Genomic DNA, 24,122 nt, shown 5'->3' with positions numbered 1-24,122 from the left:
ATCACAGCTGCGGACACCCGGCGTGTCCGCTTGAGGAGCATCATGGCTCACGCACCGCAAATCAAAATTCCCGCTACCTATATGCGTGGCGGCACCAGCAAAGGCGTGTTCTTCAGCCTGCAAGACCTGCCCGAAGCGGCCCGTGTCCCTGGCCCGACTCGGGATGCCTTGCTGCTGCGGGTGATCGGCAGCCCCGACCCATACGAGAAGCAGATCGACGGCATGGGCGGCGCGACGTCCAGCACCAGCAAGACAGTGATCCTGTCCAAGAGCACCCGGGCCGATCACGATGTCGATTACCTGTTCGGCCAGGTGTCCATCGACAAGCCGTTCGTGGACTGGAGTGGCAACTGCGGCAACCTGTCGGCGGCGGTCGGTTCATTCGCTATCAGCAGTGGCTTGGTGGTGCCTGGCCGTATCCCGCAAAACGGCGTGGCCGTGGTGCGGATCTGGCAGGCCAACATCGGCAAGACCATCATCGCCCATGTGCCGATCACCGACGGCGCGGTGCAGGAAACCGGGGACTTCGAACTCGACGGCGTAACCTTTCCGGCGGCCGAAGTGCAATTGGAATTCATGGACCCGGCGGCCGAGGAAGAGGGCGGTGGAGGTTCGATGTTTCCCACCGGCAATCTGGTGGACGACTTGGAAGTGCCCGGTGTGGGTACCTTCAAAGCGACGCTGATCAACGCTGGGATCCCGACGATTTTCATCAATGCCCGGGACGTCGGTTACACCGGCACCGAACTGCAGGGCGCCATCAACGGCGATCCCAAGGCGTTGGCCATGTTCGAAACCATCCGCGCCCACGGCGCCTTGCGCATGGGCTTGATCAAGCACCTGGACGAAGCCGCCCAGCGCCAGCACACCCCGAAAGTGGCGTTCGTCGCGCCGCCGGCGGACTACGTTTCATCCAGCGGAAAAGCCGTGGCGGCCGGGGACGTTGACCTGTTGGTGCGGGCGCTGTCCATGGGCAAGCTGCACCACGCCATGATGGGCACTGCAGCGGTAGCCATCGGCACCGCCGCGGCGATTTCCGGCACCGTGGTCAATCTCGCGGCCGGCGGCATCGAGCGCAACGCCGTGCGTTTCGGCCACCCCTCCGGCACCCTGCGCGTCGGCGCCGAGGCCAGCCAGGTCAACGGCGAGTGGACCGTGAAAAAAGCCATCATGAGCCGTAGCGCGCGGGTGTTGATGGAAGGGGTTGTGCGGGTGCCAGGGGATATCCTGAACTGAGTTGAACCCTGTGGGAGCGGGCTTGCTCGCGAAAGCGGTGTGTCAGCCGACATCAATGTTGGATGTGCCGGCCTCATCGCGAGCAAGCTCGCTCCCACAAGGGATGGCCGTCAGCCTCCTGTCAGCGCTGTGACGACCAGCCCCACATTGCTTTCCAGCTCTGCCACCGGATCGGCGCCATCGGTGCTCAACACCAGCAATTGGCTACCTCCCTCTGTGATGGCTGCCTTCAGCGCATCCGAAGGCTGGCGATGATGCAGCACCAGCGCCACGTCATTGTCTTTCAACGTCGCGCTCAACTGCTTGAGGGTTTCGGCTGTCCATTCTGCGTCGGGCCGGGTATCGGTGCTGATTACGTCCAGGTTGAGCCCGCTGATCAGGTAGCCGAAATGCTCGCTCAGGCTGATCACGCTCAGGTTATCGGCGCTGGCGAGGCGTTTTTCGCTGTCGGCGCTGAGTTTGAGCAGGCGCTGCTTGAGGGCCGCCAGGTTGGCATCGATCTTCGGTTTGTCCGCCGGGGCCAGGCGCACCAGGTCGGCGGCGATCACGTCGGCCATGCGTCCCAGGTTATGGCTGGCCATCCACGGCTGGCTCGCCAGGCCGTCGGCCATGCCCGGCTGCACGGCGATACCGGGCAGGGCACCGTCCACCGGGCGCGCGGCATCGACTTCGACGATGCGGATATTGCTGCGTCGCGCCATGGGGTACAGCGGATCGTCCGGCCATAGCGAGCGCAGCCCGATCACTCCGTCAGCATCGCTGGCCAGTTTGCTCAAGGCCGGCGCGCCACGGCCAGTGAAGTAGGCGCTCTGCCGGGTGCCGGGCAGATTGGCGGGCGCAGCCCGCTCCAGGCTGACGTCGGTGCCCTTGAGCAAGGCCTCGCCCAATCCGTAGGTGACCGGCAGCGATGCCAGCAGACGGACCTTTTCGCTGGCAAATGATGAGGTGACGGCCACGCCGCATAACGCCATGGCCAGGGTTAGTTGTCGCAATGAAAAAACCATTTATCCAAGATTCCCTTTGAGGCTGGGGACGACACCGCGGGCGATGGCGCTCAGGGCGAAGGCGATGCCCGCCACCAGGATGATCGCAGCGCCGGACGGGATCGGCAGGTCGAACACAATGGGCGCGAGAATCCCGCACAAGGTGCTGACGGTGGCGATCAGCACTGAACACCAGAAAAAGCCTTTCAATGATTGGCTGAGCAGGCGCGCCGCCGCAGCCGGGATTACCAGCAGCGCACCCACCAGAATGGCGCCGATGACTTTCACCGCCGCCACGGTGATCAGCGTCACCAGCACCACGAACAAGTAGTCCAGGGTCTTGACCGCCACCCCGCGCACCGCCGCCAGTTGCGGGTTGAAGCTGGCGAGCATGATGCGGTTGTACAGCGGCAAGGCCAGGGCCATCACCAGCGAGCCGACCACCGCCAGCACCAGCAGGTCATTGCCATTGACCGTCAGCACCGAACCAAACAGTACGTTCTCCAGGATGTGCACGTTTATCTTGCCCGCCAGGATCAACAGCAGGCTGGCGCCCAGGGCCAAGGACACCGACAGGAAGACGCCGATCAGCGTGTCGGGCGCCAGGCCGGTGCGGTTGCGCAGGTAATTGAGCAGGATGCCGAACAACAGGCAGTAGCCAAACAGGCTGCCGTATGGCCCGGTGTAGGGTTCGCCGAGCAGGATGCCGATGGCCACGCCGGTCAGCGCCGCATGACCCACCGCCTCGGAGAAAAACGCGAAACGCTTGACCACCACCAGCGTGCCGAGACCGCCCAGCACCGGGCCGATCAACAACCCGGCCAGCAACGCATTGACCACGAACCCATAGGCCAGCGCTTCGGGCAGGTAACCGGCCGAAGCCCAGCCCTGGACCATCAGACGAAAGGCTTCGTAACTCATCAGGCAGCGCTCCCGTTGGTGCGTGGATGGGTGGAAAACAGCGTCAGCAGGCGTTCTGGAGTCAGGGTTTGGCGAGGCGGGCCGTCGAACAGCACCCGGCGGTTCAGGCCGGTGACACGGTCGGCCAGGCGCCCGACGGCTTCCAGGTCATGTTCGATCCACAGCACGGTGATCCCGGCCTGGCGCCAGTCCTGCAGCAACTGCTCGAACACCTGGATACCGGCCTCGTCCAGGGCCGACATCGGCTCATCCAGCACCAGCAGTTGCGGCGAGGGAATCAACCCCTGGGCCAACAACACCCGCTGACGCTCGCCGCCGGACAGTGCGCCCATGCGCCGCTTGCGCTTGTCCTGCATGCCGACCCGCTCCAGGGCCTGGCCAATGGCGCCAGCGTAGTGCTTGCTCAAGCCGAGAAAGGCCGGTCGCCGCTGACACATCGCCGCCATGAAATCGTCCACCGTCATGGGCAGGCCCCGGTCGAACTCCAGCGCCTGGGGCACGTAGCCGATCACACCGGGCTCGCCTGGCCATCGCAGGCTCAAGCGTCCCTGGTGCGGCATCTGCCCGAGCAACGTCTTGATCAGCGAACTCTTGCCGCCACCATTGGGGCCCACCAAGGCATGGATGCTGCCGGGCTCCACCTGGAATGCCACGCTGTCGAGAATGGTGGTGCGGCCCAGGTTCAGGCTGACGTCGGCGAACTCAATCAAGGGGCCAACGTGCTGCAGGGTAAGGGTTTCCTGGACGGTCATGCGCCAGACTCCTGGATGGCCCGGACCACGGTGTCGAGGTTGCCGGCCATTTCCTTTTCGTACTTCTCGGGGCTGTAGTCGCCGTAGGAAATGTGTGAGAGCGGGTACAGCTTCACGCCTGACTCACGCTGGATGGTGTCGACGTAGGTGGACGGGAAATCCATCTCCGAGAAGATCACCTTCACGTCCAGCTCGCGCAGTTGGTCGATGGTTTTCTTCAACTGGCTGGGGCTCGGTTCGATGCCGTGGGCCGGCTCGACCACGGCGGTCACTTCCAGGCCGAATTCGCGCAGCAGGTAGTCGTAGGCGGCATGCACCGTGGCGACCCGCAACTCGGCATTGGGGGCCTGGGTCAGCTTCGCCAGGGCGGCGGCGCGCATCTGCCGCAGGCGCTTGCCGTAGGCACGGGCGTTCTGGGTGTAGGCCTTGGCATTGTCCGGGTCGAGCTTGCCCAACTCCCGGGCGATGTTATTGACCTGGGCGATGGAGGCGCTGATGGACAGGAACGTGTGCGGGTTCACCACCTTGCCTGCGCCACGGGCCGCCGTGCCGGTGGCAGCCAGCAGGGGCACGTTTTCATTGGCCTCGATCACCTTCACGTTCGGGGTTTCGCTGGCGGCGATCATGCGGTCGGCGAAGTCGTCGTGGCCCACGCCGTTGAGCACGATCACGTCGAGGCCGCCGATACGCTTGATGTCTTCGGCCCGTGGTTCATAGGCGTGGGGGTTGAAACCGGCCGGGATCAGCGGCACCACCTCGGCTTTGTCGCCGACGATGTTGGCCACATAGCTGTAATAAGGGTGCAGGGTGATGCCGATGCGCAGGCGCTTGGCTGTTTCGGCGTACGCCTGCGAGGTGAACAGGCAGGCCAGCAGGCCGATCAGCAGCAGGCGCAGCAAGGGGCGGCGTTGGGATGCAATAGGCATGGGAAAACGGTCTTCTCTCGAATGAAGGCGTGGGGTCAGTGCCGGTGCTGGCGGGTTACGCCGGCATCGAATTGCGCGACGATCTGTTGCCAGCCGGCGGCGGACAAAGCGGCGTCGTCCAGCGCGGTAGGTGTCGCGAGACCATTGCTGCGGTTGAGCCAGATGTCCGGCGCGGCGTCGGACGCTTCGCCGATGCGCATCAGAAACGAACCTGCGACGGAAGAATTGGCACTGGCGCCGAAGTAGGCCTGGTCCTGCAGCTGTTGCCAGGCGTGGCCGCCCCGGCTGACAGCGCTGGCGTCCTGGGCGAACGGCGCGAAGCCTTCTTCGGCCAGGGTTTGCGGGCCGGGCAGGGTGGGTTGGTCTTCGCGCAGCAAGCGGATTTCATCCAGGGTCACCCGCAGGTCGGCGTAGATGCCTTGCTCGGCGGCGCTGAGGTCGCGGCGGGCGTCGAGTTGGTTCGAGGCCAGGTGCATGGTGTCTTCGGCTTTGCCATGCCAGGCCACCACAGACCCGGCGACCAGCACGATGACCAGGCACAACAGCAACACATACAGGGTTTCATGGCCCGCGCCAGCGGGGCGGATGACTTGAGTCGTGGCGTTGGTCATGGGGCCTCGATGTCGGCTTGGTCGATTTCCACCACGTGGCCGGGACCGGCGTCGAAGAGCACGTAGAACTCAGCGTCCGGCTTCTTGAAGGTCAGCTTCGAGTCGGCACCGAGCTTGCCCGGGACGAGGATGGTCTCGTCATAGCCGATTACGTCCAGGGTCACCCCGGGCGCGCCGCTGCCGTCGGAAAAACCGCCGGTGCATTGGATCTGCTCGGCGTCGATGGCCTTGCATTCGCACATCGGGTTGTGAGCCAGGGCGCTGGTGCTTGCACCGGCGCAGAACAGCAACGCCAGGCCGTTGGATAAGGCGCGGAGGGTCATGGTTTGGGTCCTTGGTTCTTCAGCCAGGCGACGGTGGCCGGGGAGGCCTGGCTCAGGGGAATGGAGGCCTGGTGCATCGAACCGTCCCAACCCTCGAGGGTTATCCACAGTTCGGCATCGGGCTGGGTCTTTGGCGGGACCGGCAACAAGGCGCCCATGCGATAGGGCGAGCCGAAGAAAATGACCCCCGCGGCCCGTAGGCTGCGGGGTTTGCCGATGCGCAGGTAGGTAGCCTTGACCTGGCCGATACAGCGTTCGCACAGGGCCGCGTTGAAATGTTTCATGGGGCCGGCAGGCCCTTGGACGCGTGGGGCTTCGTTGCGAAATTCCGCCAGGCGCAGGCTCCAGGGGCCGACCTGGACTTCGCCGACTTCCCGCTCGCCAAGCCCGGCATCACCGCGGAACAGTGCGGCTTCGGAGAAATATTTGGGCATGAACCCCAGGGGAATCAGCAGCAACAGCACGTTGAGGTGGAAGCGCCATTTATGCCAGAACAGGCCCAGGCGTGACGGTGATGAGGCAGTATTGGACGGATTCACAGGCTGCCCTCCGACGATTCACGGTGAATGGACGGCTGCAATGTCGGTGCGATTCGGGCTTCACGGCTGGGTTTCTGGCTACGCTTGAAGGCATTGGCGGTGGCCAGGGCCGTGCGTTTGGTCCAGATCAACAGCCCGCTGAGGACCATCATGCTCAGGACCAAACCGAAGAAAAACCAGATGAGCTTGATCCAGAGGCCGCCGAAGTCGCCGGTGTGCAAGGGGCGCATGGATTCGGTGACGAACTCCAGCGTCGTGCGGTCGGACAGCAGCCGCGAGGCGGCCACGTCACCGTTGTAGGGATTGATGGTGGCGGTCTGGAACATCAGCGGATACCAACCACGGCCGCCGACCTCCAGATGGCTGTAGGCATTGCCGGGCAGGCTGATGAAGCTCGCTTCCAATCCCGGGATGCGTTGCTGGGCGATTTCAATGGCCCGGTCCAGGTTCAACTGTGGCGGTGCCAGGCCGTCGACTGACAACGGAACGTTTTCACGGGCCACCACCGGGATGACCGGTTCGCTGGAAATGGATATCTGGTTGTCCGATAGCAGGGCTTCGATCAGGAACCAGAGGCCGGTAACGGAAATCACCGCGATGAACCAGATCGACCAGATACCACTGAGTCGGTGGAAATCCCCCCAGAAAATTCGTGCGCCGTGGCGGATCCGCAGTGTCGGGCGGAAAAAGCCTTTCCAGAAACGCTTGTAGACCACCAGTCCGGTCACCAACGAGGCCAGCAACGGCAGCCCCAACAAGGACACCAGGTACCAGCCCCAGCTGTAGCCGTTGGTGAACGGCACCAGCCACCAGCCATGCAGGGCACGGGTAAACCCCCTGAAGTTGAACGTCGGCGCCGAGCCTTGGATGACGCCGCTGTAGGGGTTGACGTAGACCTTGTCGGGGCGTCCGTCGGGGTAGGTCACGTTGACCTCCAGCGCAAAATGCGACTCGTCCGGGCGGACAATGCTTTGCACCTGGGTTTGCGGTTGGGCCTGCTTGATCGTGGCGATCACCTGGTCATAGCTGAGCAGTTGGGCATCGTCCGAAGGCTTGCTTGCGCGCATTTCCGGGTTGACCAGCCAGACAATCTCCTGGCTGACCACCGCGAGGGTGCCAGTGACGCAAACGATGAGCACGAAAAACCAGATGGGCAATGCCAGCCAGCTATGGACCAGGAACCAGAGTTTGGAGCGGGACTTCTTCGACATGATTGAACGTCTTGATTCGATGAAAGGTTCGGTATTACGGGCTTCGCAATACCGTGAACCGCAAAAAGCAGACCGTGGCTTTTGCCGACGCGGTCTACTGCATCTAATTAAGACGAACGAGCGATCGCAATCCTGAAGGGGAAGATGAAAGAAAATGTTTCGCGTTTAGTTTCGGTGTCTTTTGTGGCGAGGGAGCGAGGCTCCCTCGCCACAAGGGCAGGTAGCCTCTGGGCAATTCAGCCTTGCTGTTGGAACATCTCCCTGGCCCGTTGCTCGATCTGTTCCTGGTTCAGATCTTCCTTGTGCGTCGCCAGGAACCACAGATGCCCATAGGGATCTTTCAAGGTGCCGGTACGATCACCGTAAAACTGGTCCTTGACCTCGGAAATCACTGTGCCACCGGCAGCAATGGCCTGGGCAAAGGCGCTATCTACGTCCTCGACATATAAATGCAGGCCGACCGAAGGCGATTTGTCCGGGTTGCTCAGTGGGCCTTGGTCGCAAGGCGTGCCGAGCATGATCGGAAAACCGTTGATCCGCAGTTCGGCATGCCCGATGCCGCCGTCGGGCATGGCCAGGCGCATGACCTCGGTGGCATTGAAGGCTTTTTTGTAGAAGTCGATGGCTTCGGCAGCTTTTTGAATGCCCAGGTAGGGCGTGATGTTATGGAAACCTTCGGGAATGGCTTTGACGCCCATGACGGTTCTCCTTGTTGTTACGGGAGGCGAAGAGAGTCTTCGTCGGTTTTGCGCCCATCCACTATAGGTCAGCCGCCGTGGGCGGGCTCATGTCCCGACGAACGCTTCACGGCTGCTCCAACAGGTGAGCCCCTGGCCCGTGTTTGCCCAGCACATCGCTCTGATTACGCAGCGGGCAAGCTTCCATCGACAGGCATCCGCAGCCGATACAGCCGTTGAGTCGATCGCGCAGCGTCACCAATTGGTTGATGCGCTCGTCCAGGTCCCGGCTCCACCGCGCCGACAAGGTCTGCCAGTCGGCGGCCGTTGGGGCACGGTTGTCCGGCAGGGTTTTCAACGCCTCGCCGATTTCCGCCAAGGGAATGCCCAGGCGCTGGGCAACCTTGATCAGCGCCACGCGGCGCAATACTGCCCGTGAGTAGCGACGTTGGTTGCCCTGGTTGCGCGTGCTTTTGATCAGCCCCTTGGATTCATAGAAGTGCAGGGCCGTGACCGCCACGCCGCTGCGGGCGGCCACTTGGCCGACGGTGAGTTCCTTGTGGACATCGATCTGTGTCATCGCTTCAATTCACTGCTTGACCTAAAGTTAACTTGAGGTTTTACCCTGCACGCGTTCGGGTCGCAAGATCCGTCTTACGTGCAGAGGGGAGCTTTCATGCAATCACCAAGGAACAATCGCAGTTTCACCCAGTTGATGGAATTCGATATCGAACCGCAATGGCAGCTGGCGCTGGTAACCGCCTTGTCGGAACAGACCGAGCGCTTGGCTCGGGACCACCAGGGGTTCCTGAGTGCCAGTATCCAGGCCAGCGAGGATGGTCGGCGGGTGCTCAACTATTTGCAGTGGCAAACCCGCGAGGCAGGCGAGGCGGCGCTTCAAAGCTTCGAAAGTGGCGAGCAGGATTTCTGGCGGCTGATTCAGGCGCATCGAGCCAAAGCCGTGACGTTCGGCTCCTTCCAAGTGCTGCGCAACATCGAGCGCAGTCTGGACAACGCGCTGCATTGCCAGTTGGTCGGCTGAATGCAGCGGCTGATCCGCAAAGGCAATAGCCACTATCGAGAGGGTTGATTTCTGCCGCGCAGGGCTGGCGGGTAGCCTTTGTTCATCGCCCCACTCCAGAACACCGGATACTTGCCATGAACCGTACCTTTGCTGTTTTGCTGCTGTTGACCGCCACCCTCCTGGGCGGTTGCGCCAGTTCTTCCCCGGAGCTGCGCCCCTACACCGCCGACGAGACCCGTGAACTGGCCCTTGAAGCCTTGAATCGCCGTGGCCTTTCGTTTGATGAGTACCACGCGAAAAAAACCGAGCTGCTCGGTTCGTCGCAGAAAAACGTGGGCTTCGACGATCAGGGCCAAATGAGTGCCGAACGGGTCGTGCAACAGCCAGGCCGGTCAAGCTGAGGGACTGTACCGCTTAAAGTTTTGCCCAACTGTCCGTGGGTTTGCGCCAAGGCGTGGGGTAGGGTCATGGCTTGATTGACCTGCCCTGATGGACTGACCTGACATGACCCTTTCGCTTGACCTGCTGCTGGGCTTCGCCCTGTTTGCCCTGGTGACCTCGATCACGCCTGGCCCTAACAACACCATGTTGTTGGCCTCGGGTGTCAACTTCGGTTTCAACCGCACCATTCCTCACATGCTGGGTATTACCTGCGGCTTCTTTTCCCTGGTGCTGGCGGTGGGCCTTGGCCTCGGCGCGGTGTTCCAGACTTATCCACTGCTCTATACCGCACTGCGCTACATCGGCGCGGCGTACCTGTTGTATCTGGCGTGGAAAATAGCCCACTCCGGCCCGGTTTCGGAAAGCCAGCCGGGGGACAATACGCCGATCAGCTACTGGGGCGCCGCGGCGTTCCAATGGGTCAATCCCAAGGCCTGGATCATGGCCATCGGTGCCATCAGTACGTACACGCCACTCCAGGGTTATTTCTTCAACGTGTTGGTAATTGCGGCGGTGTTTGCCCTGATCAACCTGCCAAGCGTGAGCCTGTGGGTGGTGTGCGGCAGCCTGCTGCGCAACCTGTTGCGTGATCGTCGCTGGTTGCGCCTGTTCAACTGGGGTATGGCACTGCTGTTGGTCGCTTCGCTGTATCCGTTGTTGCTCGAAAGCATCAGTTGAGGGCTGAGCTTCGACGCGATGCCTGCTAAGCTCGCTGTTCAGGAGCGTTCCTACGCACTTTTAACGAAGTCCGACTTCTTTAAGGTCTTTGATCAGGTATTGCTAGTCTCGAACCCAACGAGGGCGCCTGATCCCGGAGCAGGCTCTGCGAGTTTCCTATGAATAAACGTCCTTTGTATTTCGACTACGCCGCCACCACCCCGGTGGATGAGCGGGTCATCCGGGTCATGGTCGAGTGTCTGGGCTTTGACGGCAACTTTGGCAACCCGGCTTCCAGTTCCCATGCCTTCGGCCAGGAGGCCCGGCGCTCGGTGGAGCGCGCCCGCCAGCAGGTGGCGCAATTGGTCGGGGCTCAGCCCGAACAGATCGTCTGGACGTCCGGCGCCACCGAATCCAATAACCTGGCCCTCAAAGGGGTGGCCCAGGCGCGCGGTAGTTCCGCCGGCCATGTCATCACCAGTCTGATCGAACACAAGGCGATTCTCGATACGGCGCGCCAGCTTGAAGAGAGCGGCGTTGCGGTGACCTGGCTGGCGCCGGACGCCGAGGGCCTGATCAGTCCGCAAGCGGTTCGCGAGGCGTTGCGTGAAGACACGTTCCTGGTGTCGCTGATGCTGGTGAATAATGAGTTGGGCACCGTCAACGACGTCATCGCCATCGGCGAGATCGTTCGCGAGCATCATGCGCTGTTTCATGTGGACGCAGCCCAGGGCGCCGGCAAGGTGCAGATCGACCTGTCTCGTTGGCCGGTGGACCTGATGTCTTTTTCCGCGCATAAGATCTACGGCCCCAAGGGTATCGGTGCGCTCTACGTCGGCGACCGTGCTCGGCCACGGCTGTCGGCGCAGATTCACGGCGGTGGGCATGAAGGTGGTTTGCGCTCCGGGACCCTGGCGACCCACCAGATCGCAGCCATGGGCGCCGCATTCGAACTCGCGGCCGAGGCATTCGACGAAGAACTCGCTAAAATCGCCCGGTTGCGCAATCGTTTGCTTGAGCCGCTGCTGGCCTTGCCCGGCGTGTGTATAAACGGCAGTGCGAGCCGCCGGATTCCCCATACGCTGAGCCTGACCTTCAACGAAGGTGAGTTCAACCCGGTAGCATTAGGCGCATCGATTGCATTTTCCGCGACCTCGGCCTGCAATTCGGCGCACAACACCCCGTCCCACGTGCTGCTGGCCCTGGGGCACGATGCGCGTGCGGCGGGGCGGACCATTCGCTTGAGCCTGGGCCGCTTTACCACTGAACAGGATGTCGACGAGGCGGTGCGGTTGATCCAGGCGGCGTGCGCGACTGCGCCGGCGTTCTGGGCCACGACCCCATAAGCCGTCTTCGGCATCGAACAACAATATCAATGAGCAGGAGAAACAATGAGCACCGAGCCTTTGCCCCATGGACTGGTTCCCCAGCGCCTGGCCAAAATCCGCCAACTGATGAGCCGAGAGGGCATTCATGCGCTGCTGGTGCCATCGGCCGACCCGCATCTGTCCGAATATTTGCCGGGCTATTGGCAGGGGCGGCAATGGCTGTCGGGGTTTCATGGCTCGGTGGGTACCTTGATCGTGACCGGCAGTTTCGCTGGTGTCTGGGCCGATAGCCGTTATTGGGAGCAGGCCACCAAGGAGCTGGAGGGCAGTGGTATCGAGCTGGTCAAGCTCATTCCTGGCCAGCCCGGCCCCTTGGACTGGCTGGCCGAACAAACACCTGAGGGTGGGGTGGTCGCCGTTGACGGTGCGGTCATGGCCGTGGCATCGGCTCGCACCCTGGGTGGCAAGCTTGCGGAGCGCGGTGCGCGGTTGCGTACCGACATCGATCTGCTCAAGGAGGTCTGGAGCGATCGCCCAAGCTTGCCGGATCAGTCGGTCTATGCCCATTTGCCTCCCCAGGCGACCGTCAGCCGGGTCGAGAAACTCGCCAAGTTGCGCGAATCCCTCCAAGAGCGTGGTGCCGACTGGCATTTCATCGCCACGCTGGATGACATCGCCTGGTTGTTCAACCTGCGCGGCGCGGATGTGTCGTTCAACCCCGTGTTCGTCTCCTTCGCCTTGATCAGCCAGCAACAGGCAACGCTGTTCGTGGCCCTGGACAAGGTTGACGCAGCGCTGCGTGCCGTTCTTGAACAGGACGGCGTGACCCTGCGCGATTACAGCGAAGCCGCCGCCGCGTTGCGTGAAGTGCCGGACGGCGCGAGTTTGCAGATCGATCCGGCGCGGGTGACGGTCGGCTTGCTGGATAACCTGGGCAGCGGCGTGAAGCTGGTCGAAGGTCTGAATCCAACGACGCTGGCCAAGTCCCGCAAAAGCCTGGCCGACGCCGAGTACATCCGTCAGGCCATGGAGCAGGATGGCGCGGCGCTCTGTGAGTTCTTCGCCTGGCTGGAAGGGGCCTGGGGGCGCGAGCGCATCACCGAGTTGACCATCGACGAGCACCTGACCGCCGCCCGCACGCGCCGGCCGGACTTCGTCTCCCTGAGTTTCAACACCATCGCCGCCTTTAACGCCAACGGCGCGATGCCTCATTACCACGCCACGGAAGAAGCCCATGCGGTCATCGAAGGTGATGGCCTGTTGCTGATCGATTCCGGCGGCCAGTACTTGGGGGGCACCACCGACATCACTCGCATGGTACCGGTCGGCACACCCGCCGCTGAGCAGAAACGTGATTGCACGCGCGTACTCAAGGGCGTGATTGCCCTGTCCCGGGCCAAATTCCCGCGGGGCATTCTTTCGCCGTTGCTGGATGCTATCGCTCGTGCACCGATCTGGGCGGAGCAGGTGGATTACGGCCACGGCACCGGCCATGGCGTCGGCTATTTCCTCAATGTCCACGAAGGCCCGCAGGTGATTGCCTATCAAGCTGCTGCCGCGCCGCAAACGGCGATGCAGGCTGGCATGATCACCTCCATCGAACCGGGCACTTATCGTCCCGGTCGCTGGGGTGTGCGCATCGAGAACCTGGTGTTGAATCGTGAAGCCGGAAGCAGCGAGTTCGGCGAGTTCCTTGAGTTTGAAACCCTGACCCTGTGCCCGATCGACACCCGCTGCCTGGAACCTTCGCTGCTGACCCAGGACGAAAAAGATTGGTTCAACGCCTACCACGCCGAGGTTCAGCGTCGCTTGAGCCCGTTGTTGGATGGTGACGCATTGCAATGGCTCAACACGCGAACGATGGCAATTTGAAGTAGAGGATCAGGCGAGGGCTTCACGGACGAAGTCCAACCGATCCTGGCCGAAGAACAACTCGTTGCCGACAAACATGCTCGGGGCGCCGAACACGCCCCGTGCGATGGCTTCTTCAGTGGTGGTCTTGAGTGCTTGCTTGACCTGCTCGTCGTTCGTCAGGGTCAGCACGTAGTCGGCGTCGAAACCGCCTTCGTTCAGGGTCGCTGCGACAGTCGTCGGGTCATTGAGGTTGCGGCCGTCCACCCAAAAGGCGCGGAACAGGCAATCGACGAAGGCCTCGAAGCGTTCAGGTTGGCGCAACTGCATGCCAGTCACCGCGCGCATCAGTTGCAGTGTGTTGATGGGGAAGTGTCGATTGAACTGGAACGCAACGCCGTAGCGCTTGGCGAAGCGATTCAGATCCTTGAACAGGTAAGGGTTCTTGGCCGGCACTGTCGCCGGTGATGCATTGCCGGTTGCCTTGAAGACGCCGCCCAATAACATCGGGCGATAGATCAACTGGCTGTTGCTCTGCGCGCACAGCGTCGGCAACTGGGTGTAGGCCAGGTACGTGGTCGGGCTGCCGAAATCGAAGTAAAACTCCACCGATTTGCTCATGGGATCTGCTCTCTTGTTGTTGTGAGGGGAGGGTTTACCAGCGCTCGCTCCAGGGCCGCAGGTCCAGCTCGAAGGTCCAGGCGTCGCGGGGTTGGCTGTGCAGGTACCAGTAACTGTCGGCGATGTGTTCAGGGTTCAGGATGCCGTCCTGATCCTTGGTGGCATATTTCTCTGGGAAATTATCGCGGATGAAGTCGGTGTCGATGGCACCGTCCACCACCACATGGGCCACATGAATATTCAGTGGCCCCAGCTCACGGGCCATGCTCTGGGCCAGTGCGCGGATGCCATGTTTGGCGCCTGCGAATGCGGCGAACCCCGAAGCACCGCGCAATCCCGCCGTTGCCCCGGTAAACAGGATCGTCCCGCGCTGGCGCTTGACCATGCGCTTGGCCACTTCCCGCGCATTGAGAAAACCTGAGAAGCAGGCCATTTCCCAGATCTTGAAATACTTGCGTGCGGTTTCTTCGAGGATGCTGCAGGGGACGTTGGCGCCGATGTTGAACACAAAGGCTTCGATTGGGCCGATCTGGTTCTCGATTTGCTCGATGAGTGCGATCACGTCGTCTTCTTTGCGTGCATCGCAGGCAAACCCGTGGGCTTCGCCGCCTTGGGCCCGGATTCCAGCCACCAGAGGCTCGAGTTTGTCGGCGCTGCGGCGGGTAACACAGGCAACAAAACCTTCCTGCGCAAAGCGTTTGGCAATCGCTCCGCCGGTGGCATCGCCCGCGCCAACAACCAGTACGACCTTCTTGTTATTCATGGTCAGCCTCATTGGTAAACGATCGTTAACTAAACGGACGTTATGCTAAGATCCTGCAAGCGTCAAGGTGAGCGATCAGGGGCAGGACCATGCGATATTCAGCCAATCACAAAATGGAAACCCGCGAGAAACTGCTCGCCAGCAGCGCCGTTTCTGCCAAGAAGTCGGGTTTCTCCACGGTCGGTGTCGATGGCTTGATGAAAGCAATCGGGTTGAGCGGCGGTGCGTTTTATAGCCACTTCTCATCGAAGGATGAGCTTTTCAAGGCCATTGTCGAGCGGGAATTGGCCCAAAGCCTGGATCGTCTGAGTGGCGACGGTGCCATGGACTCAATGAAGCTGGAGCGCTGCCTCAAGCAGTACTTGAGCATGAACCACGTTGAGCAGCCCGAAGCCGGGTGTGCGTTGCCGGTGCTGGGTGCCGAGATCGCGCGATCGGATGTCCAGGTGAGGGAGGCGGCGCAAACGTGGATCTGTCGTTTGCACGAAAGCTGGGCGCGGATATTGGGAAGCGACAGTCTGGCCTGGGCCATCCTGTCTCAATGTGTGGGAGCATTGGTCGTTGCGCGGATGCTGGTCACGCCGCAGGTCCAGCGTGACGTCCTCAAGTCCAGCCATGAGGAGATCAGGCGCCGAATGGCCGAGCAAGGGCTGGAGTGACGTGGCCTATTTGCAGATGACGATCATGCTGCGGCTGGTATAGCCGGCGGGATTGAGCCCGAAGGGATAATCCCCGGGTTCTTCGACGGCGTCGCCGGACTTGGCAATGACCTTGTAACCCTTGGGCGCGCATGAGTTGGCGGCACTGGCGGCGCACTGGTCCCAGGATGAGGACAGGCCGGAGCAATTGATGTGCAGGCCTTTTTTACCGCGCTTGACTTCAGTTTTCGATGTTGCCGCACAGCCCGCTACTGCAAGTACGGCGATCAGTATCAAAATTCGTTTCATTCCCGTCCTTATGATCGTCGTGGATCTTGTGTCCACGTACGATTGTGTTCGCTCTTGCGTGAAGCGTTCATGACGTCCTGTATGAAAAAATCCATGTCTGACATTAGGTTACTGGCCTAAACATGGCCTAAATGCGCGGCAAATACCAGACCTTCGTTAAATCCTGCTTCAATCTGCCGCGACGGCAGGCTGCGCGGTGTTGGCCATGGTCAGCGTTGCGCCGACCGACGCGAGGATGATGCAGGTAATGGCTAACCACTGGGCCAGGGACAGGTACTCCTGGAGAAAGACAAGCCCCGAAAGGGCCGCGACTGCCGGTTCGATGCTCATCAGGGTGCCGAAAGTGCGGGCTGGCATTCGTGTCAGGGAGATCATTTCCAGGGTGTAGGGCAGGGCCGTAGACAGGACAGCGACGCCGATGGCGATTGGGATCAGGCTCGGTGTGAGCAGTGCGGCGCCCGCGTGGACGATGCCAATCGGTGCGACGAACAGGGCAGCGATCATTACCCCTAATGCGGCGGTTTGTACGCCATTGTCTGCACCGGCTTTCTGGCCAAACAGGATATACAACGCCCAGCAAACCCCTGCGCCCAGTGCGTAGCCGGCTCCAACCAGATCGATACCGGAACTGGTCGCGCCGGTCGGTATGAGCAGCAGCAGGCCAACCACTGCCAGGGCAATCCAGAGAAAGTCGATTGCCCGGCGCGAGGCGTAAATGGCGACTGCCAGAGGTCCGGTAAACTCCAGCGCCACGGCAATACCCAGTGGAACGGTACGAACCGACATATAGAAGAGAAAGTTCATGCCGCCCAATGCCATCCCGTAAACGATCACGGTGCGCAGGGATTGGGCGGTGAGTTTGGCGCGCCAGGGGCGTAGCATCAACAGCATAATAAGGCTGGCAAAAATGAGTCGCAGCGTCGTAGTGCCTTGGGCGCCCACTACCGGGAACATGCTTTTGGCGAGGGAGGCCCCCGCCTGAATGGAAGCCATGGCTATTAATAGCAGGGCAACCGGGTACAAGGTGGAGGCCAGGCTGCGATGTGGAGGGGGTGTCATTACGAAGTGTCGTCCAGAATAAAGGCGGGGGAGGCTGCGTTGAGCAGTATATTGCGCATGTGCGACGATTCCGTCTATATACCGGGCAGATTTAAGTGTCGTGTCGGGCTCAAGATAGAAAAATCAAATTAAGGGTTGACGGCAGATTCTGGAAGTCTATAATTCGCCCCACTTCCGGCGCAGTCGAAACGGAAAACTCCTTGAGATTCAATGAGTTAAGTAAGTTTCGAAGGTGTTGGGCTTCAGGTCATCGAAGCCCGAAAGGAGCAGGTAGAGCGGTGTTGTTTGGCTCTATCGGCGGTTCGATCTTCTCGGTCGAAAGCGGTGAAAAAGAGGTGTTGACAGCAGCGAGTAACGCTGTAGAATTCGCCTCCCGCTAACGAGAGATCGGAAGCGCAAGTGGTTGAAGTTGTTGATGTTTCCGAAGCGAAACTTTGAAAATTTCTGAAAATAACCGCTTGACAGATACACGGGGCGCTGTAGAATGCGCGCCTCGGTTGAGACGAAAGACTCAGCCAACCGCTCTTTAACAACTGAATCAAGCAATTCGTGTGGGTGCTTGTGGAGTCAGACTGCTAGTCAACAGATTATCAGCATCACAAGTTACTCCGCGAGAAATCAAAGATGTAACCAACGATTGCTGAGCCAAGTTTAGGGTTTTCTCAAAACCCAAAGATGTTTGAACTGAAGAGTTTGATCATGGCTCAGATTGAACGCTGGCGGCAGGCCTAACACATGCAAGTCGAGCGGTAGAGAGGTGCTTGCACCTCTTGAGAGCGGCGGACGGGTGAGTAATGCCTAGGAATCTGCCTGGTAGTGGGGGATAACGCTCGGAAACGGACGCTAATACCGCATACGTCCTACGGGAGAAAGCAGGGGACCTTCGGGCCTTGCGCTATCAGATGAGCCTAGGTCGGATTAGCTAGTTGGTGGGGTAATGGCTCACCAAGGCGACGATCCGTAACTGGTCTGAGAGGATGATCAGTCACACTGGAACTGAGACACGGTCCAGACTCCTACGGGAGGCAGCAGTGGGGAATATTGGACAATGGGCGAAAGCCTGATCCAGCCATGCCGCGTGTGTGAAGAAGGTCTTCGGATTGTAAAGCACTTTAAGTTGGGAGGAAGGGCATTAACCTAATACGTTAGTGTTTTGACGTTACCGACAGAATAAGCACCGGCTAACTCTGTGCCAGCAGCCGCGGTAATACAGAGGGTGCAAGCGTTAATCGGAATTACTGGGCGTAAAGCGCGCGTAGGTGGTTTGTTAAGTTGGATGTGAAAGCCCCGGGCTCAACCTGGGAACTGCATTCAAAACTGACAAGCTAGAGTATGGTAGAGGGTGGTGGAATTTCCTGTGTAGCGGTGAAATGCGTAGATATAGGAAGGAACACCAGTGGCGAAGGCGACCACCTGGACTGATACTGACACTGAGGTGCGAAAGCGTGGGGAGCAAACAGGATTAGATACCCTGGTAGTCCACGCCGTAAACGATGTCAACTAGCCGTTGGGAGCCTTGAGCTCTTAGTGGCGCAGCTAACGCATTAAGTTGACCGCCTGGGGAGTACGGCCGCAAGGTTAAAACTCAAATGAATTGACGGGGGCCCGCACAAGCGGTGGAGCATGTGGTTTAATTCGAAGCAACGCGAAGAACCTTACCAGGCCTTGACATCCAATGAACTTTCCAGAGATGGATTGGTGCCTTCGGGAACATTGAGACAGGTGCTGCATGGCTGTCGTCAGCTCGTGTCGTGAGATGTTGGGTTAAGTCCCGTAACGAGCGCAACCCTTGTCCTTAGTTACCAGCACGTCATGGTGGGCACTCTAAGGAGACTGCCGGTGACAAACCGGAGGAAGGTGGGGATGACGTCAAGTCATCATGGCCCTTACGGCCTGGGCTACACACGTGCTACAATGGTCGGTACAGAGGGTTGCCAAGCCGCGAGGTGGAGCTAATCCCACAAAACCGATCGTAGTCCGGATCGCAGTCTGCAACTCGACTGCGTGAAGTCGGAATCGCTAGTAATCGCGAATCAGAATGTCGCGGTGAATACGTTCCCGGGCCTTGTACACACCGCCCGTCACACCATGGGAGTGGGTTGCACCAGAAGTAGCTAGTCTAACCTTCGGGGGGACGGTTACCACGGTGTGATTCATGACTGGGGTGAAGTCGTAACAAGGTAGCCGTAGGGGAACCTGCGGCTGGATCACCTCCTTAATCGACGACCGCAGCTGCTCCATGAGCTCCCACACGAATTGCTTGATTCATTGAAGAAGACGATAGAAGCAGCTTTAAGCTCCAAGCTGATAGCTCATGGCTAACAGTTACAAGCTCGAAATTGGGTCTGTAGCTCAGTTGGTTAGAGCGCACCCCTGATAAGGGTGAGGTCGGCAGTTCGAATCTGCCCAGACCCACCAATTTTGTAATGGGGCCATAGCTCAGCTGGGAGAGCGCCTGCCTTGCACGCAGGAGGTCAGCGGTTCGATCCCGCTTGGCTCCACCATAAACTGCTTCTGAAAGCTTAGAAATGAGCATTCCATCAAGGTGATGGTGAATGTTGATTTCTAGTCTTTTGATTAGATCGTTCTTTAAAAATTTGGGTATGTGATAGAAAGATAGACTGGACGTTACTTTCACTGGTAACGGATCAGGCTAAGGTAAAATTTGTGAGTTCTCTTAGTTGAGAAATTCGAATTTTCGGCGAATGTCGTCTTCACAGTATAACCAGATTGCTTGGGGTTATATGGTCAAGTGAAGAAGCGCATACGGTGGATGCCTTGGCAGTCAGAGGCGATGAAAGACGTGGTAGCCTGCGAAAAGCTTCGGGGAGTCGGCAAACAGACTTTGATCCGGAGATGTCTGAATGGGGGAACCCAGCCATCATAAGATGGTTATCTTGTACTGAATACATAGGTGCAAGAGGCGAACCAGGGGAACTGAAACATCTAAGTACCCTGAGGAAAAGAAATCAACCGAGATTCCCTTAGTAGTGGCGAGCGAACGGGGACTAGCCCTTAAGCTTCTTTGATTTTAGCGGAACGCTCTGGAAAGTGCGGCCATAGTGGGTGATAGCCCTGTACGCGAAAGGATCTTAGAAGTGAAATCGAGTAGGACGGAGCACGAGAAACTTTGTCTGAATATGGGGGGACCATCCTCCAAGGCTAAATACTACTGACTGACCGATAGTGAACTAGTACCGTGAGGGAAAGGCGAAAAGAACCCCGGAGAGGGGAGTGAAATAGATCCTGAAACCGTATGCGTACAAGCAGTGGGAGCCCACTTTGTTGGGTGACTGCGTACCTTTTGTATAATGGGTCAGCGACTTATTTTCAGTGGCGAGCTTAACCGAATAGGGGAGGCGTAGCGAAAGCGAGTCTTAATAGGGCGTCTAGTCGCTGGGAATAGACCCGAAACCGGGCGATCTATCCATGGGCAGGTTGAAGGTTGGGTAACACTAACTGGAGGACCGAACCGACTACCGTTGAAAAGTTAGCGGATGACCTGTGGATCGGAGTGAAAGGCTAATCAAGCTCGGAGATAGCTGGTTCTCCTCGAAAGCTATTTAGGTAGCGCCTCATGTATCACTGTAGGGGGTAGAGCACTGTTTCGGCTAGGGGGTCATCCCGACTTACCAAACCGATGCAAACTCCGAATACCTACAAGTGCCGAGCATGGGAGACACACGGCGGGTGCTAACGTCCGTCGTGAAAAGGGAAACAACCCAGACCGTCAGCTAAGGTCCCAAAGTTATGGTTAAGTGGGAAACGATGTGGGAAGGCTTAGACAGCTAGGAGGTTGGCTTAGAAGCAGCCACCCTTTAAAGAAAGCGTAATAGCTCACTAGTCGAGTCGGCCTGCGCGGAAGATGTAACGGGGCTCAAACCATACACCGAAGCTACGGGTATCACGCAAGTGATGCGGTAGAGGAGCGTTCTGTAAGCCTGTGAAGGTGAGTTGAGAAGCTTGCTGGAGGTATCAGAAGTGCGAATGCTGACATGAGTAACGACAATGGGTGTGAAAAACACCCACGCCGAAAGACCAAGGTTTCCTGCGCAACGTTAATCGACGCAGGGTTAGTCGGTCCCTAAGGCGAGGCTGAAAAGCGTAGTCGATGGAAAACAGGTTAATATTCCTGTACTTCTGGTTATTGCGATGGAGGGACGGAGAAGGCTAGGCCAGCTTGGCGTTGGTTGTCCAAGTTTAAGGTGGTAGGCTGGAATCTTAGGTAAATCCGGGATTCTAAGGCCGAGAGCTGATGACGAGTTACCCTTTGGGTGACGAAGTGGTTGATGCCATGCTTCCAAGAAAAGCTTCTAAGCTTCAGGTAACCAGGAACCGTACCCCAAACCGACACAGGTGGTTGGGTAGAGAATACCAAGGCGCTTGAGAGAACTCGGGTGAAGGAACTAGGCAAAATGGCACCGTAACTTCGGGAGAAGGTGCGCCGGTGAGGGTGAAGCACTTGCTGCGTAAGCCCACGCCGGTCGAAGATACCAGGCCGCTGCGACTGTTTATTAAAAACACAGCACTCTGCAAACACGAAAGTGGACGTATAGGGTGTGACGCCTGCCCGGTGCCGGAAGGTTAATTGATGGGGTTAGCTAACGCGAAGCTCTTGATCGAAGCCCCGGTAAACGGCGGCCGTAACTATAACGGTCCTAAGGTAGCGAAATTCCTTGTCGGGTAAGTTCCGACCTGCACGAATGGCGTAACGATGGCGGCGCTGTCTCCACCCGAGACTCAGTGAAATTGAAATCGCTGTGAAGATGCAGTGTATCCGCGGCTAGACGGAAAGACCCCGTGAACCTTTACTATAGCTTTGCACTGGACTTTGAATTTGCTTGTGTAGGATAGGTGGGAGGCTTTGAAGCGTGGACGCCAGTTCGCGTGGAGCCATCCTTGAAATACCACCCTGGCAACTTTGAGGTTCTAACTCAGGTCCGTTATCCGGATCGAGGACAGTGTATGGTGGGTAGTTTGACTGGGGCGGTCTCCTCCTAAAGAGTAACGGAGGAGTACGAAGGTGCGCTCAGACCGGTCGGAAATCGGTCGTAGAGTATAAAGGCAAAAGCGCGCTTGACTGCGAGACAGACACGTCGAGCAGGTACGAAAGTAGGTCTTAGTGATCCGGTGGTTCTGTATGGAAGGGCCATCGCTCAACGGATAAAAGGTACTCCGGGGATAACAGGCTGATACCGCCCAAGAGTTCATATCGACGGCGGTGTTTGGCACCTCGATGTCGGCTCATCACATCCTGGGGCTGAAGCCGGTCCCAAGGGTATGGCTGTTCGCCATTTAAAGTGGTACGCGAGCTGGGTTTAGAACGTCGTGAGACAGTTCGGTCCCTATCTGCCGTGGACGTTTGAGATTTGAGAGGGGCTGCTCCTAGTACGAGAGGACCGGAGTGGACGAACCTCTGGTGTTCCGGTTGTCACGCCAGTGGCATTGCCGGGTAGCTATGTTCGGGAAAGATAACCGCTGAAAGCATCTAAGCGGGAAACTTGCCTCAAGATGAGATCTCACTGGGACCTTGAGTCCCCTGAAGGGCCGTCGAAGACTACGACGTTGATAGGCAGGGTGTGTAAGCGCTGTGAGGCGTTGAGCTAACCTGTACTAATTGCCCGTGAGGCTTGACCATATAACACCCAAGCAATTTGTGAACTCGAAAGAGACCAGATTGCGGTGTGTGAAGACGAAACGAACCGAAAGTTCGAATCTCACAAAACACCGAAGCTATCACATACCCAATTTGCTGAAGCGAGGCCGACTGGCCACGACTCAGTACCCGAATTTCTTGACGACCATAGAGCATTGGAACCACCTGATCCCATCCCGAACTCAGCAGTGAAACGATGCATCGCCGATGGTAGTGTGGGGTTTCCCCATGTGAGAGTAGGTCATCGTCAAGATTAAATTCCGAAACCCCTATCTGCTGATGCAGGTAGGGGTTTTGTTTTTTCCTGCAATAAAAAGCTTTGGCCAAAAAAAGGATGACCTGTAGAGGTCATCCTTTTTTGCATCCGGGCCCTTAAGCCTCGGGTACTGGGCAGCTCAGATCCCCTTCCTTGCACTTGAGATAGGTCTTGAATGCCTCGACCCGGGCTTTAGTCTGGGCGGTGATGCAGTTGCTGTAGATCAGCGGGTGGACGCTACCGCCCTCGACCCCGGAGGCGGAGAAATTGCATTCGGCGTCACGGAAGCCTATCCAGGCACGCTGCGCCTTGACCAGCATCTGCTTGGCCTCCGGGTTGTCCTTCAGGCGTGCGGTGATCTGCTTGTACAAGCTGTTCAGCTCGTTGTCGGCGGCCTTGTTTTCTTTGGCTGCGCATTGGTTCATTTCGCCTTGAGTGGTGGCGTCGGCGCAGTCGTCGGCCTGGGCAACAGTGACGAAAAGCAGCGGCATCAGGGCCAGAAGCAAGCGCGAGGACATGTTTGGTCTCTCCTTGAGGGGGTTGAAAACGCCGGGTGAGTTTACATCGCTCCATGCAGTTTTAAAGAAGGCGATCCTGATACAACTTTCTGGTTGGCCTTGTGGTCTTACAAGCCTACTGTTGAAACACAGGAGGTGACCCATGCATTCATCCGACCGCATTGAAAGAAAGATCCTGCTCAAGGCTCCGCGCTCTCATGTCTGGCGAGCCCTGGCCAATGCCGAAGCTTTCGGCCAATGGTTCGGTGTCGCCCTTGAGGGGAAACGGTTTGTGGCAGGGGAGCGTACCCAAGGGCAAATCACTTACCCAGGTTACGAACACCTCATCTGGGACGTAGCGGTGGAGCGGGTTGAGCCCGAGCGGGTCTTCTCGTTTCGCTGGCACCCGTACGCTGTCGAGCCGCAAATGGATTATTCCCAAGAGTCCGAAACCCGGGTGCAATTCGAACTCGAAGACATGGACGGCGGCACCTTACTCAAAGTCGTGGAGTCAGGTTTCAACAAAATTCCTGAAGCTCGCCGGCTCAAGGCTTTTCGCATGGACAGTCGTGGCTGGGACGAGCAGATGGCCAACATTGAAGCGTTCCTGAGCAAGTCTTGAGCTTGGCCGGCGGATGGGGCTAAGGGTTTTCGGAAGGGTAGGTATAGCGAATGTCTTACATGAAATGGTAGCTATGTCGTCTATTTCACTTTGGATCCGAGGCGTAATCTGGACTCATCCACTGAAGCACAGGAAGTGCTCAGGATCAGGGACGATCGACCATGCAAGGATTGGCTATCGACAGGGAGTCGTAATGGTCTTGGAAAAACCCGCTTCGGCGG

General features: G+C 58.8%; 23 protein-coding genes, 2 tRNA genes and 3 rRNA genes. 13 read left to right on the top strand and 15 right to left on the bottom strand.

Annotation, left to right across the window (positions count from 1 at the left end; translation table 11 throughout):
- Positions 1-42: 42 nt before the first annotated feature.
- On the top strand, positions 43-1,236 hold the full coding sequence (gene prpF / locus HU749_RS20800; protein ID WP_186651358.1) for a 2-methylaconitate cis-trans isomerase PrpF: 1,194 nt from the start codon (positions 43-45) through the stop codon (positions 1,234-1,236).
- Positions 1,237-1,346: 110 nt separating this feature from the next.
- Here the strand turns inward: prpF and HU749_RS20795 are convergent, their stop codons facing one another.
- The 10 genes from HU749_RS20795 to soxR all read right to left on the bottom strand — a co-directional run bounded on the left by HU749_RS20795 (position 1,347) and on the right by soxR (position 8,759).
- The gene (locus tag HU749_RS20795) at positions 1,347-2,240 is read right to left on the bottom strand and encodes a metal ABC transporter substrate-binding protein (RefSeq protein WP_186651360.1); all 894 of its coding nucleotides are present in this window, start codon (positions 2,238-2,240) and stop codon (positions 1,347-1,349) included.
- Complete coding sequence (locus tag HU749_RS20790) at positions 2,241-3,140, bottom strand: metal ABC transporter permease (RefSeq protein WP_014339414.1); 900 nt, start codon at positions 3,138-3,140, stop codon at positions 2,241-2,243.
- Positions 3,140-3,892, bottom strand: coding sequence for a metal ABC transporter ATP-binding protein (locus HU749_RS20785; RefSeq protein ID WP_079301977.1), 753 nt, complete (start codon positions 3,890-3,892; stop codon positions 3,140-3,142). Before HU749_RS20785 ends, HU749_RS20790 begins: the two co-directional genes overlap by 1 nt.
- Positions 3,889-4,818 carry a metal ABC transporter substrate-binding protein gene (locus HU749_RS20780; RefSeq protein ID WP_014339412.1) on the bottom strand — a complete coding sequence of 310 codons (930 nt, stop codon included), beginning with the start codon at positions 4,816-4,818 and terminating at the stop codon, positions 3,889-3,891. The genes HU749_RS20785 and HU749_RS20780 overlap by 4 nt, the downstream gene beginning before the upstream one ends.
- A 35-nt stretch (positions 4,819-4,853) precedes the next feature.
- The gene (locus tag HU749_RS20775; RefSeq protein WP_186651362.1) at positions 4,854-5,429 is read right to left on the bottom strand and encodes a DUF6162 family protein; all 576 of its coding nucleotides are present in this window, start codon (positions 5,427-5,429) and stop codon (positions 4,854-4,856) included.
- On the bottom strand, positions 5,426-5,752 hold the full coding sequence (locus HU749_RS20770; protein WP_003204043.1) for a hypothetical protein: 327 nt from the start codon (positions 5,750-5,752) through the stop codon (positions 5,426-5,428). Before HU749_RS20770 ends, HU749_RS20775 begins: the two co-directional genes overlap by 4 nt.
- Positions 5,749-6,291, bottom strand: coding sequence for a PA2404 family protein (locus HU749_RS20765; RefSeq protein WP_046065808.1), 543 nt, complete (start codon positions 6,289-6,291; stop codon positions 5,749-5,751). The genes HU749_RS20770 and HU749_RS20765 overlap by 4 nt, the downstream gene beginning before the upstream one ends.
- Complete coding sequence (locus tag HU749_RS20760; RefSeq protein WP_046065809.1) at positions 6,288-7,502, bottom strand: PepSY-associated TM helix domain-containing protein; 1,215 nt, start codon at positions 7,500-7,502, stop codon at positions 6,288-6,290. The genes HU749_RS20765 and HU749_RS20760 overlap by 4 nt, the downstream gene beginning before the upstream one ends.
- Positions 7,503-7,738: 236 nt before the next feature.
- Positions 7,739-8,200: a VOC family protein gene (locus HU749_RS20755; RefSeq protein ID WP_186651364.1), complete on the bottom strand. Its 462-nt coding sequence runs from the start codon at positions 8,198-8,200 to the stop codon at positions 7,739-7,741.
- A 106-nt stretch (positions 8,201-8,306) separates the two neighbouring features.
- Positions 8,307-8,759: a redox-sensitive transcriptional activator SoxR gene (soxR, locus tag HU749_RS20750; protein WP_186651366.1), complete on the bottom strand. Its 453-nt coding sequence runs from the start codon at positions 8,757-8,759 to the stop codon at positions 8,307-8,309.
- 96 nt (positions 8,760-8,855) lie between these two features.
- Here soxR and HU749_RS20745 point away from each other — a divergent pair, with 96 nt between their 5' ends.
- From HU749_RS20745 to HU749_RS20725, 5 genes are all read left to right on the top strand, one after another.
- Positions 8,856-9,221, top strand: a complete 366-nt coding sequence (locus tag HU749_RS20745; protein WP_186651368.1) for an antibiotic biosynthesis monooxygenase — start codon at positions 8,856-8,858, stop codon at positions 9,219-9,221.
- Between the two features lie 116 nt (positions 9,222-9,337).
- Positions 9,338-9,604, top strand: coding sequence for a hypothetical protein (locus tag HU749_RS20740; RefSeq protein ID WP_186651370.1), 267 nt, complete (start codon positions 9,338-9,340; stop codon positions 9,602-9,604).
- 103 nt (positions 9,605-9,707) lie between these two features.
- Entirely contained in the window at positions 9,708-10,322 is a 615-nt protein-coding gene (locus HU749_RS20735) for a LysE family translocator (RefSeq protein WP_014337373.1), read from the top strand.
- Positions 10,323-10,480: 158 nt separating this feature from the next.
- A complete protein-coding gene (locus HU749_RS20730) occupies positions 10,481-11,647 on the top strand; it encodes a cysteine desulfurase family protein (RefSeq protein WP_186651372.1) in 1,167 nt (388 codons plus the stop codon).
- Positions 11,648-11,692: 45 nt separating this feature from the next.
- Positions 11,693-13,501, top strand: coding sequence for an aminopeptidase P family protein (locus HU749_RS20725; RefSeq protein ID WP_186651374.1), 1,809 nt, complete (start codon positions 11,693-11,695; stop codon positions 13,499-13,501).
- 9 nt (positions 13,502-13,510) lie between these two features.
- Here the strand turns inward: HU749_RS20725 and HU749_RS20720 are convergent, their stop codons facing one another.
- Entirely contained in the window at positions 13,511-14,101 is a 591-nt protein-coding gene (locus HU749_RS20720) for a 2-hydroxychromene-2-carboxylate isomerase (protein WP_079301984.1), read from the bottom strand.
- A gap of 34 nt (positions 14,102-14,135) precedes the next feature.
- On the bottom strand, positions 14,136-14,864 hold the full coding sequence (locus tag HU749_RS20715) for an SDR family oxidoreductase (RefSeq protein WP_186651376.1): 729 nt from the start codon (positions 14,862-14,864) through the stop codon (positions 14,136-14,138).
- An 89-nt stretch (positions 14,865-14,953) separates the two neighbouring features.
- Between HU749_RS20715 and HU749_RS20710 the strand changes: the two genes are divergently transcribed.
- On the top strand, positions 14,954-15,523 hold the full coding sequence (locus HU749_RS20710) for a TetR/AcrR family transcriptional regulator (RefSeq protein WP_079301986.1): 570 nt from the start codon (positions 14,954-14,956) through the stop codon (positions 15,521-15,523).
- A gap of 6 nt (positions 15,524-15,529) precedes the next feature.
- Here the strand turns inward: HU749_RS20710 and HU749_RS20705 are convergent, their stop codons facing one another.
- Both HU749_RS20705 and rhtA read right to left on the bottom strand, forming a co-directional pair.
- Positions 15,530-15,811 carry a hypothetical protein gene (locus HU749_RS20705; protein WP_014337379.1) on the bottom strand — a complete coding sequence of 94 codons (282 nt, stop codon included), beginning with the start codon at positions 15,809-15,811 and terminating at the stop codon, positions 15,530-15,532.
- A gap of 168 nt (positions 15,812-15,979) precedes the next feature.
- On the bottom strand, positions 15,980-16,870 hold the full coding sequence (gene rhtA / locus HU749_RS20700) for a threonine/homoserine exporter RhtA (protein ID WP_079301987.1): 891 nt from the start codon (positions 16,868-16,870) through the stop codon (positions 15,980-15,982).
- Between the two features lie 681 nt (positions 16,871-17,551).
- Here rhtA and HU749_RS20695 point away from each other — a divergent pair.
- The 5 genes from HU749_RS20695 (at position 17,552) to rrf (ending at position 22,779) form a co-directional block, all read left to right on the top strand.
- A 16S ribosomal RNA gene (locus HU749_RS20695) occupies positions 17,552-19,088 on the top strand.
- Between the two features lie 123 nt (positions 19,089-19,211).
- A tRNA-Ile gene (locus HU749_RS20690) sits at positions 19,212-19,288 on the top strand.
- 10 nt (positions 19,289-19,298) lie between these two features.
- Positions 19,299-19,374 (top strand) — tRNA-Ala (locus HU749_RS20685).
- A gap of 242 nt (positions 19,375-19,616) precedes the next feature.
- Positions 19,617-22,508: ribosomal RNA gene (locus HU749_RS20680) — 23S ribosomal RNA — on the top strand.
- A gap of 155 nt (positions 22,509-22,663) precedes the next feature.
- Positions 22,664-22,779: ribosomal RNA gene (gene rrf, locus HU749_RS20675) — 5S ribosomal RNA — on the top strand.
- Together the 16S, 23S and 5S rRNA genes with 2 tRNA genes alongside form the textbook arrangement of a ribosomal RNA operon.
- A 119-nt stretch (positions 22,780-22,898) precedes the next feature.
- Here the strand turns inward: rrf and HU749_RS20670 are convergent.
- On the bottom strand, positions 22,899-23,300 hold the full coding sequence (locus tag HU749_RS20670) for a lysozyme inhibitor LprI family protein (protein ID WP_079304437.1): 402 nt from the start codon (positions 23,298-23,300) through the stop codon (positions 22,899-22,901).
- 142 nt (positions 23,301-23,442) lie between these two features.
- Here HU749_RS20670 and HU749_RS20665 point away from each other — a divergent pair, with 142 nt between their 5' ends.
- Positions 23,443-23,901, top strand: a complete 459-nt coding sequence (locus HU749_RS20665; RefSeq protein WP_079304435.1) for an SRPBCC family protein — start codon at positions 23,443-23,445, stop codon at positions 23,899-23,901.
- The last annotated feature ends 221 nt before the right edge of the window (positions 23,902-24,122 follow it).

This window comes from Pseudomonas ogarae, from assembly GCF_014268695.2.
Lineage (GTDB): Bacteria > Pseudomonadota > Gammaproteobacteria > Pseudomonadales > Pseudomonadaceae > Aquipseudomonas > Aquipseudomonas kilonensis.
The sequence above is the reverse complement of the archived record's forward strand: the minus strand, read 5'-3'. Positions and strand labels throughout refer to the sequence as shown.

Excerpts from the sequence above, each read along its gene's own strand:
- HU749_RS20790 (WP_014339414.1), bottom strand. The coding sequence starts at position 3,140 with ATGAGTTACGAAGCCTTTCGTCTGATGGTCCAGGGCTGGGCTTCGGCC.
- HU749_RS20705 (WP_014337379.1), bottom strand. The coding sequence starts at position 15,811 with ATGAAACGAATTTTGATACTGATCGCCGTACTTGCAGTAGCGGGCTGT.
- prpF (WP_186651358.1), top strand. The coding sequence starts at position 43 with ATGGCTCACGCACCGCAAATCAAAATTCCCGCTACCTATATGCGTGGC.
- HU749_RS20785 (WP_079301977.1), bottom strand. The coding sequence starts at position 3,892 with ATGACCGTCCAGGAAACCCTTACCCTGCAGCACGTTGGCCCCTTGATT.
- HU749_RS20720 (WP_079301984.1), bottom strand. The coding sequence starts at position 14,101 with ATGAGCAAATCGGTGGAGTTTTACTTCGATTTCGGCAGCCCGACCACG.
- HU749_RS20710 (WP_079301986.1), top strand. The coding sequence starts at position 14,954 with ATGCGATATTCAGCCAATCACAAAATGGAAACCCGCGAGAAACTGCTC.
- HU749_RS20770 (WP_003204043.1), bottom strand. The coding sequence starts at position 5,752 with ATGACCCTCCGCGCCTTATCCAACGGCCTGGCGTTGCTGTTCTGCGCC.
- HU749_RS20755 (WP_186651364.1), bottom strand. The coding sequence starts at position 8,200 with ATGGGCGTCAAAGCCATTCCCGAAGGTTTCCATAACATCACGCCCTAC.
- HU749_RS20745 (WP_186651368.1), top strand. The coding sequence starts at position 8,856 with ATGCAATCACCAAGGAACAATCGCAGTTTCACCCAGTTGATGGAATTC.
- rhtA (WP_079301987.1), bottom strand. The coding sequence starts at position 16,870 with ATGACACCCCCTCCACATCGCAGCCTGGCCTCCACCTTGTACCCGGTT.
- HU749_RS20740 (WP_186651370.1), top strand. The coding sequence starts at position 9,338 with ATGAACCGTACCTTTGCTGTTTTGCTGCTGTTGACCGCCACCCTCCTG.
- HU749_RS20780 (WP_014339412.1), bottom strand. The coding sequence starts at position 4,818 with ATGCCTATTGCATCCCAACGCCGCCCCTTGCTGCGCCTGCTGCTGATC.
- HU749_RS20795 (WP_186651360.1), bottom strand. The coding sequence starts at position 2,240 with ATGGTTTTTTCATTGCGACAACTAACCCTGGCCATGGCGTTATGCGGC.
- HU749_RS20760 (WP_046065809.1), bottom strand. The coding sequence starts at position 7,502 with ATGTCGAAGAAGTCCCGCTCCAAACTCTGGTTCCTGGTCCATAGCTGG.
- HU749_RS20735 (WP_014337373.1), top strand. The coding sequence starts at position 9,708 with ATGACCCTTTCGCTTGACCTGCTGCTGGGCTTCGCCCTGTTTGCCCTG.
- HU749_RS20715 (WP_186651376.1), bottom strand. The coding sequence starts at position 14,864 with ATGAATAACAAGAAGGTCGTACTGGTTGTTGGCGCGGGCGATGCCACC.
- HU749_RS20730 (WP_186651372.1), top strand. The coding sequence starts at position 10,481 with ATGAATAAACGTCCTTTGTATTTCGACTACGCCGCCACCACCCCGGTG.
- HU749_RS20775 (WP_186651362.1), bottom strand. The coding sequence starts at position 5,429 with ATGACCAACGCCACGACTCAAGTCATCCGCCCCGCTGGCGCGGGCCAT.
- HU749_RS20670 (WP_079304437.1), bottom strand. The coding sequence starts at position 23,300 with ATGTCCTCGCGCTTGCTTCTGGCCCTGATGCCGCTGCTTTTCGTCACT.
- HU749_RS20725 (WP_186651374.1), top strand. The coding sequence starts at position 11,693 with ATGAGCACCGAGCCTTTGCCCCATGGACTGGTTCCCCAGCGCCTGGCC.
- HU749_RS20665 (WP_079304435.1), top strand. The coding sequence starts at position 23,443 with ATGCATTCATCCGACCGCATTGAAAGAAAGATCCTGCTCAAGGCTCCG.
- soxR (WP_186651366.1), bottom strand. The coding sequence starts at position 8,759 with ATGACACAGATCGATGTCCACAAGGAACTCACCGTCGGCCAAGTGGCC.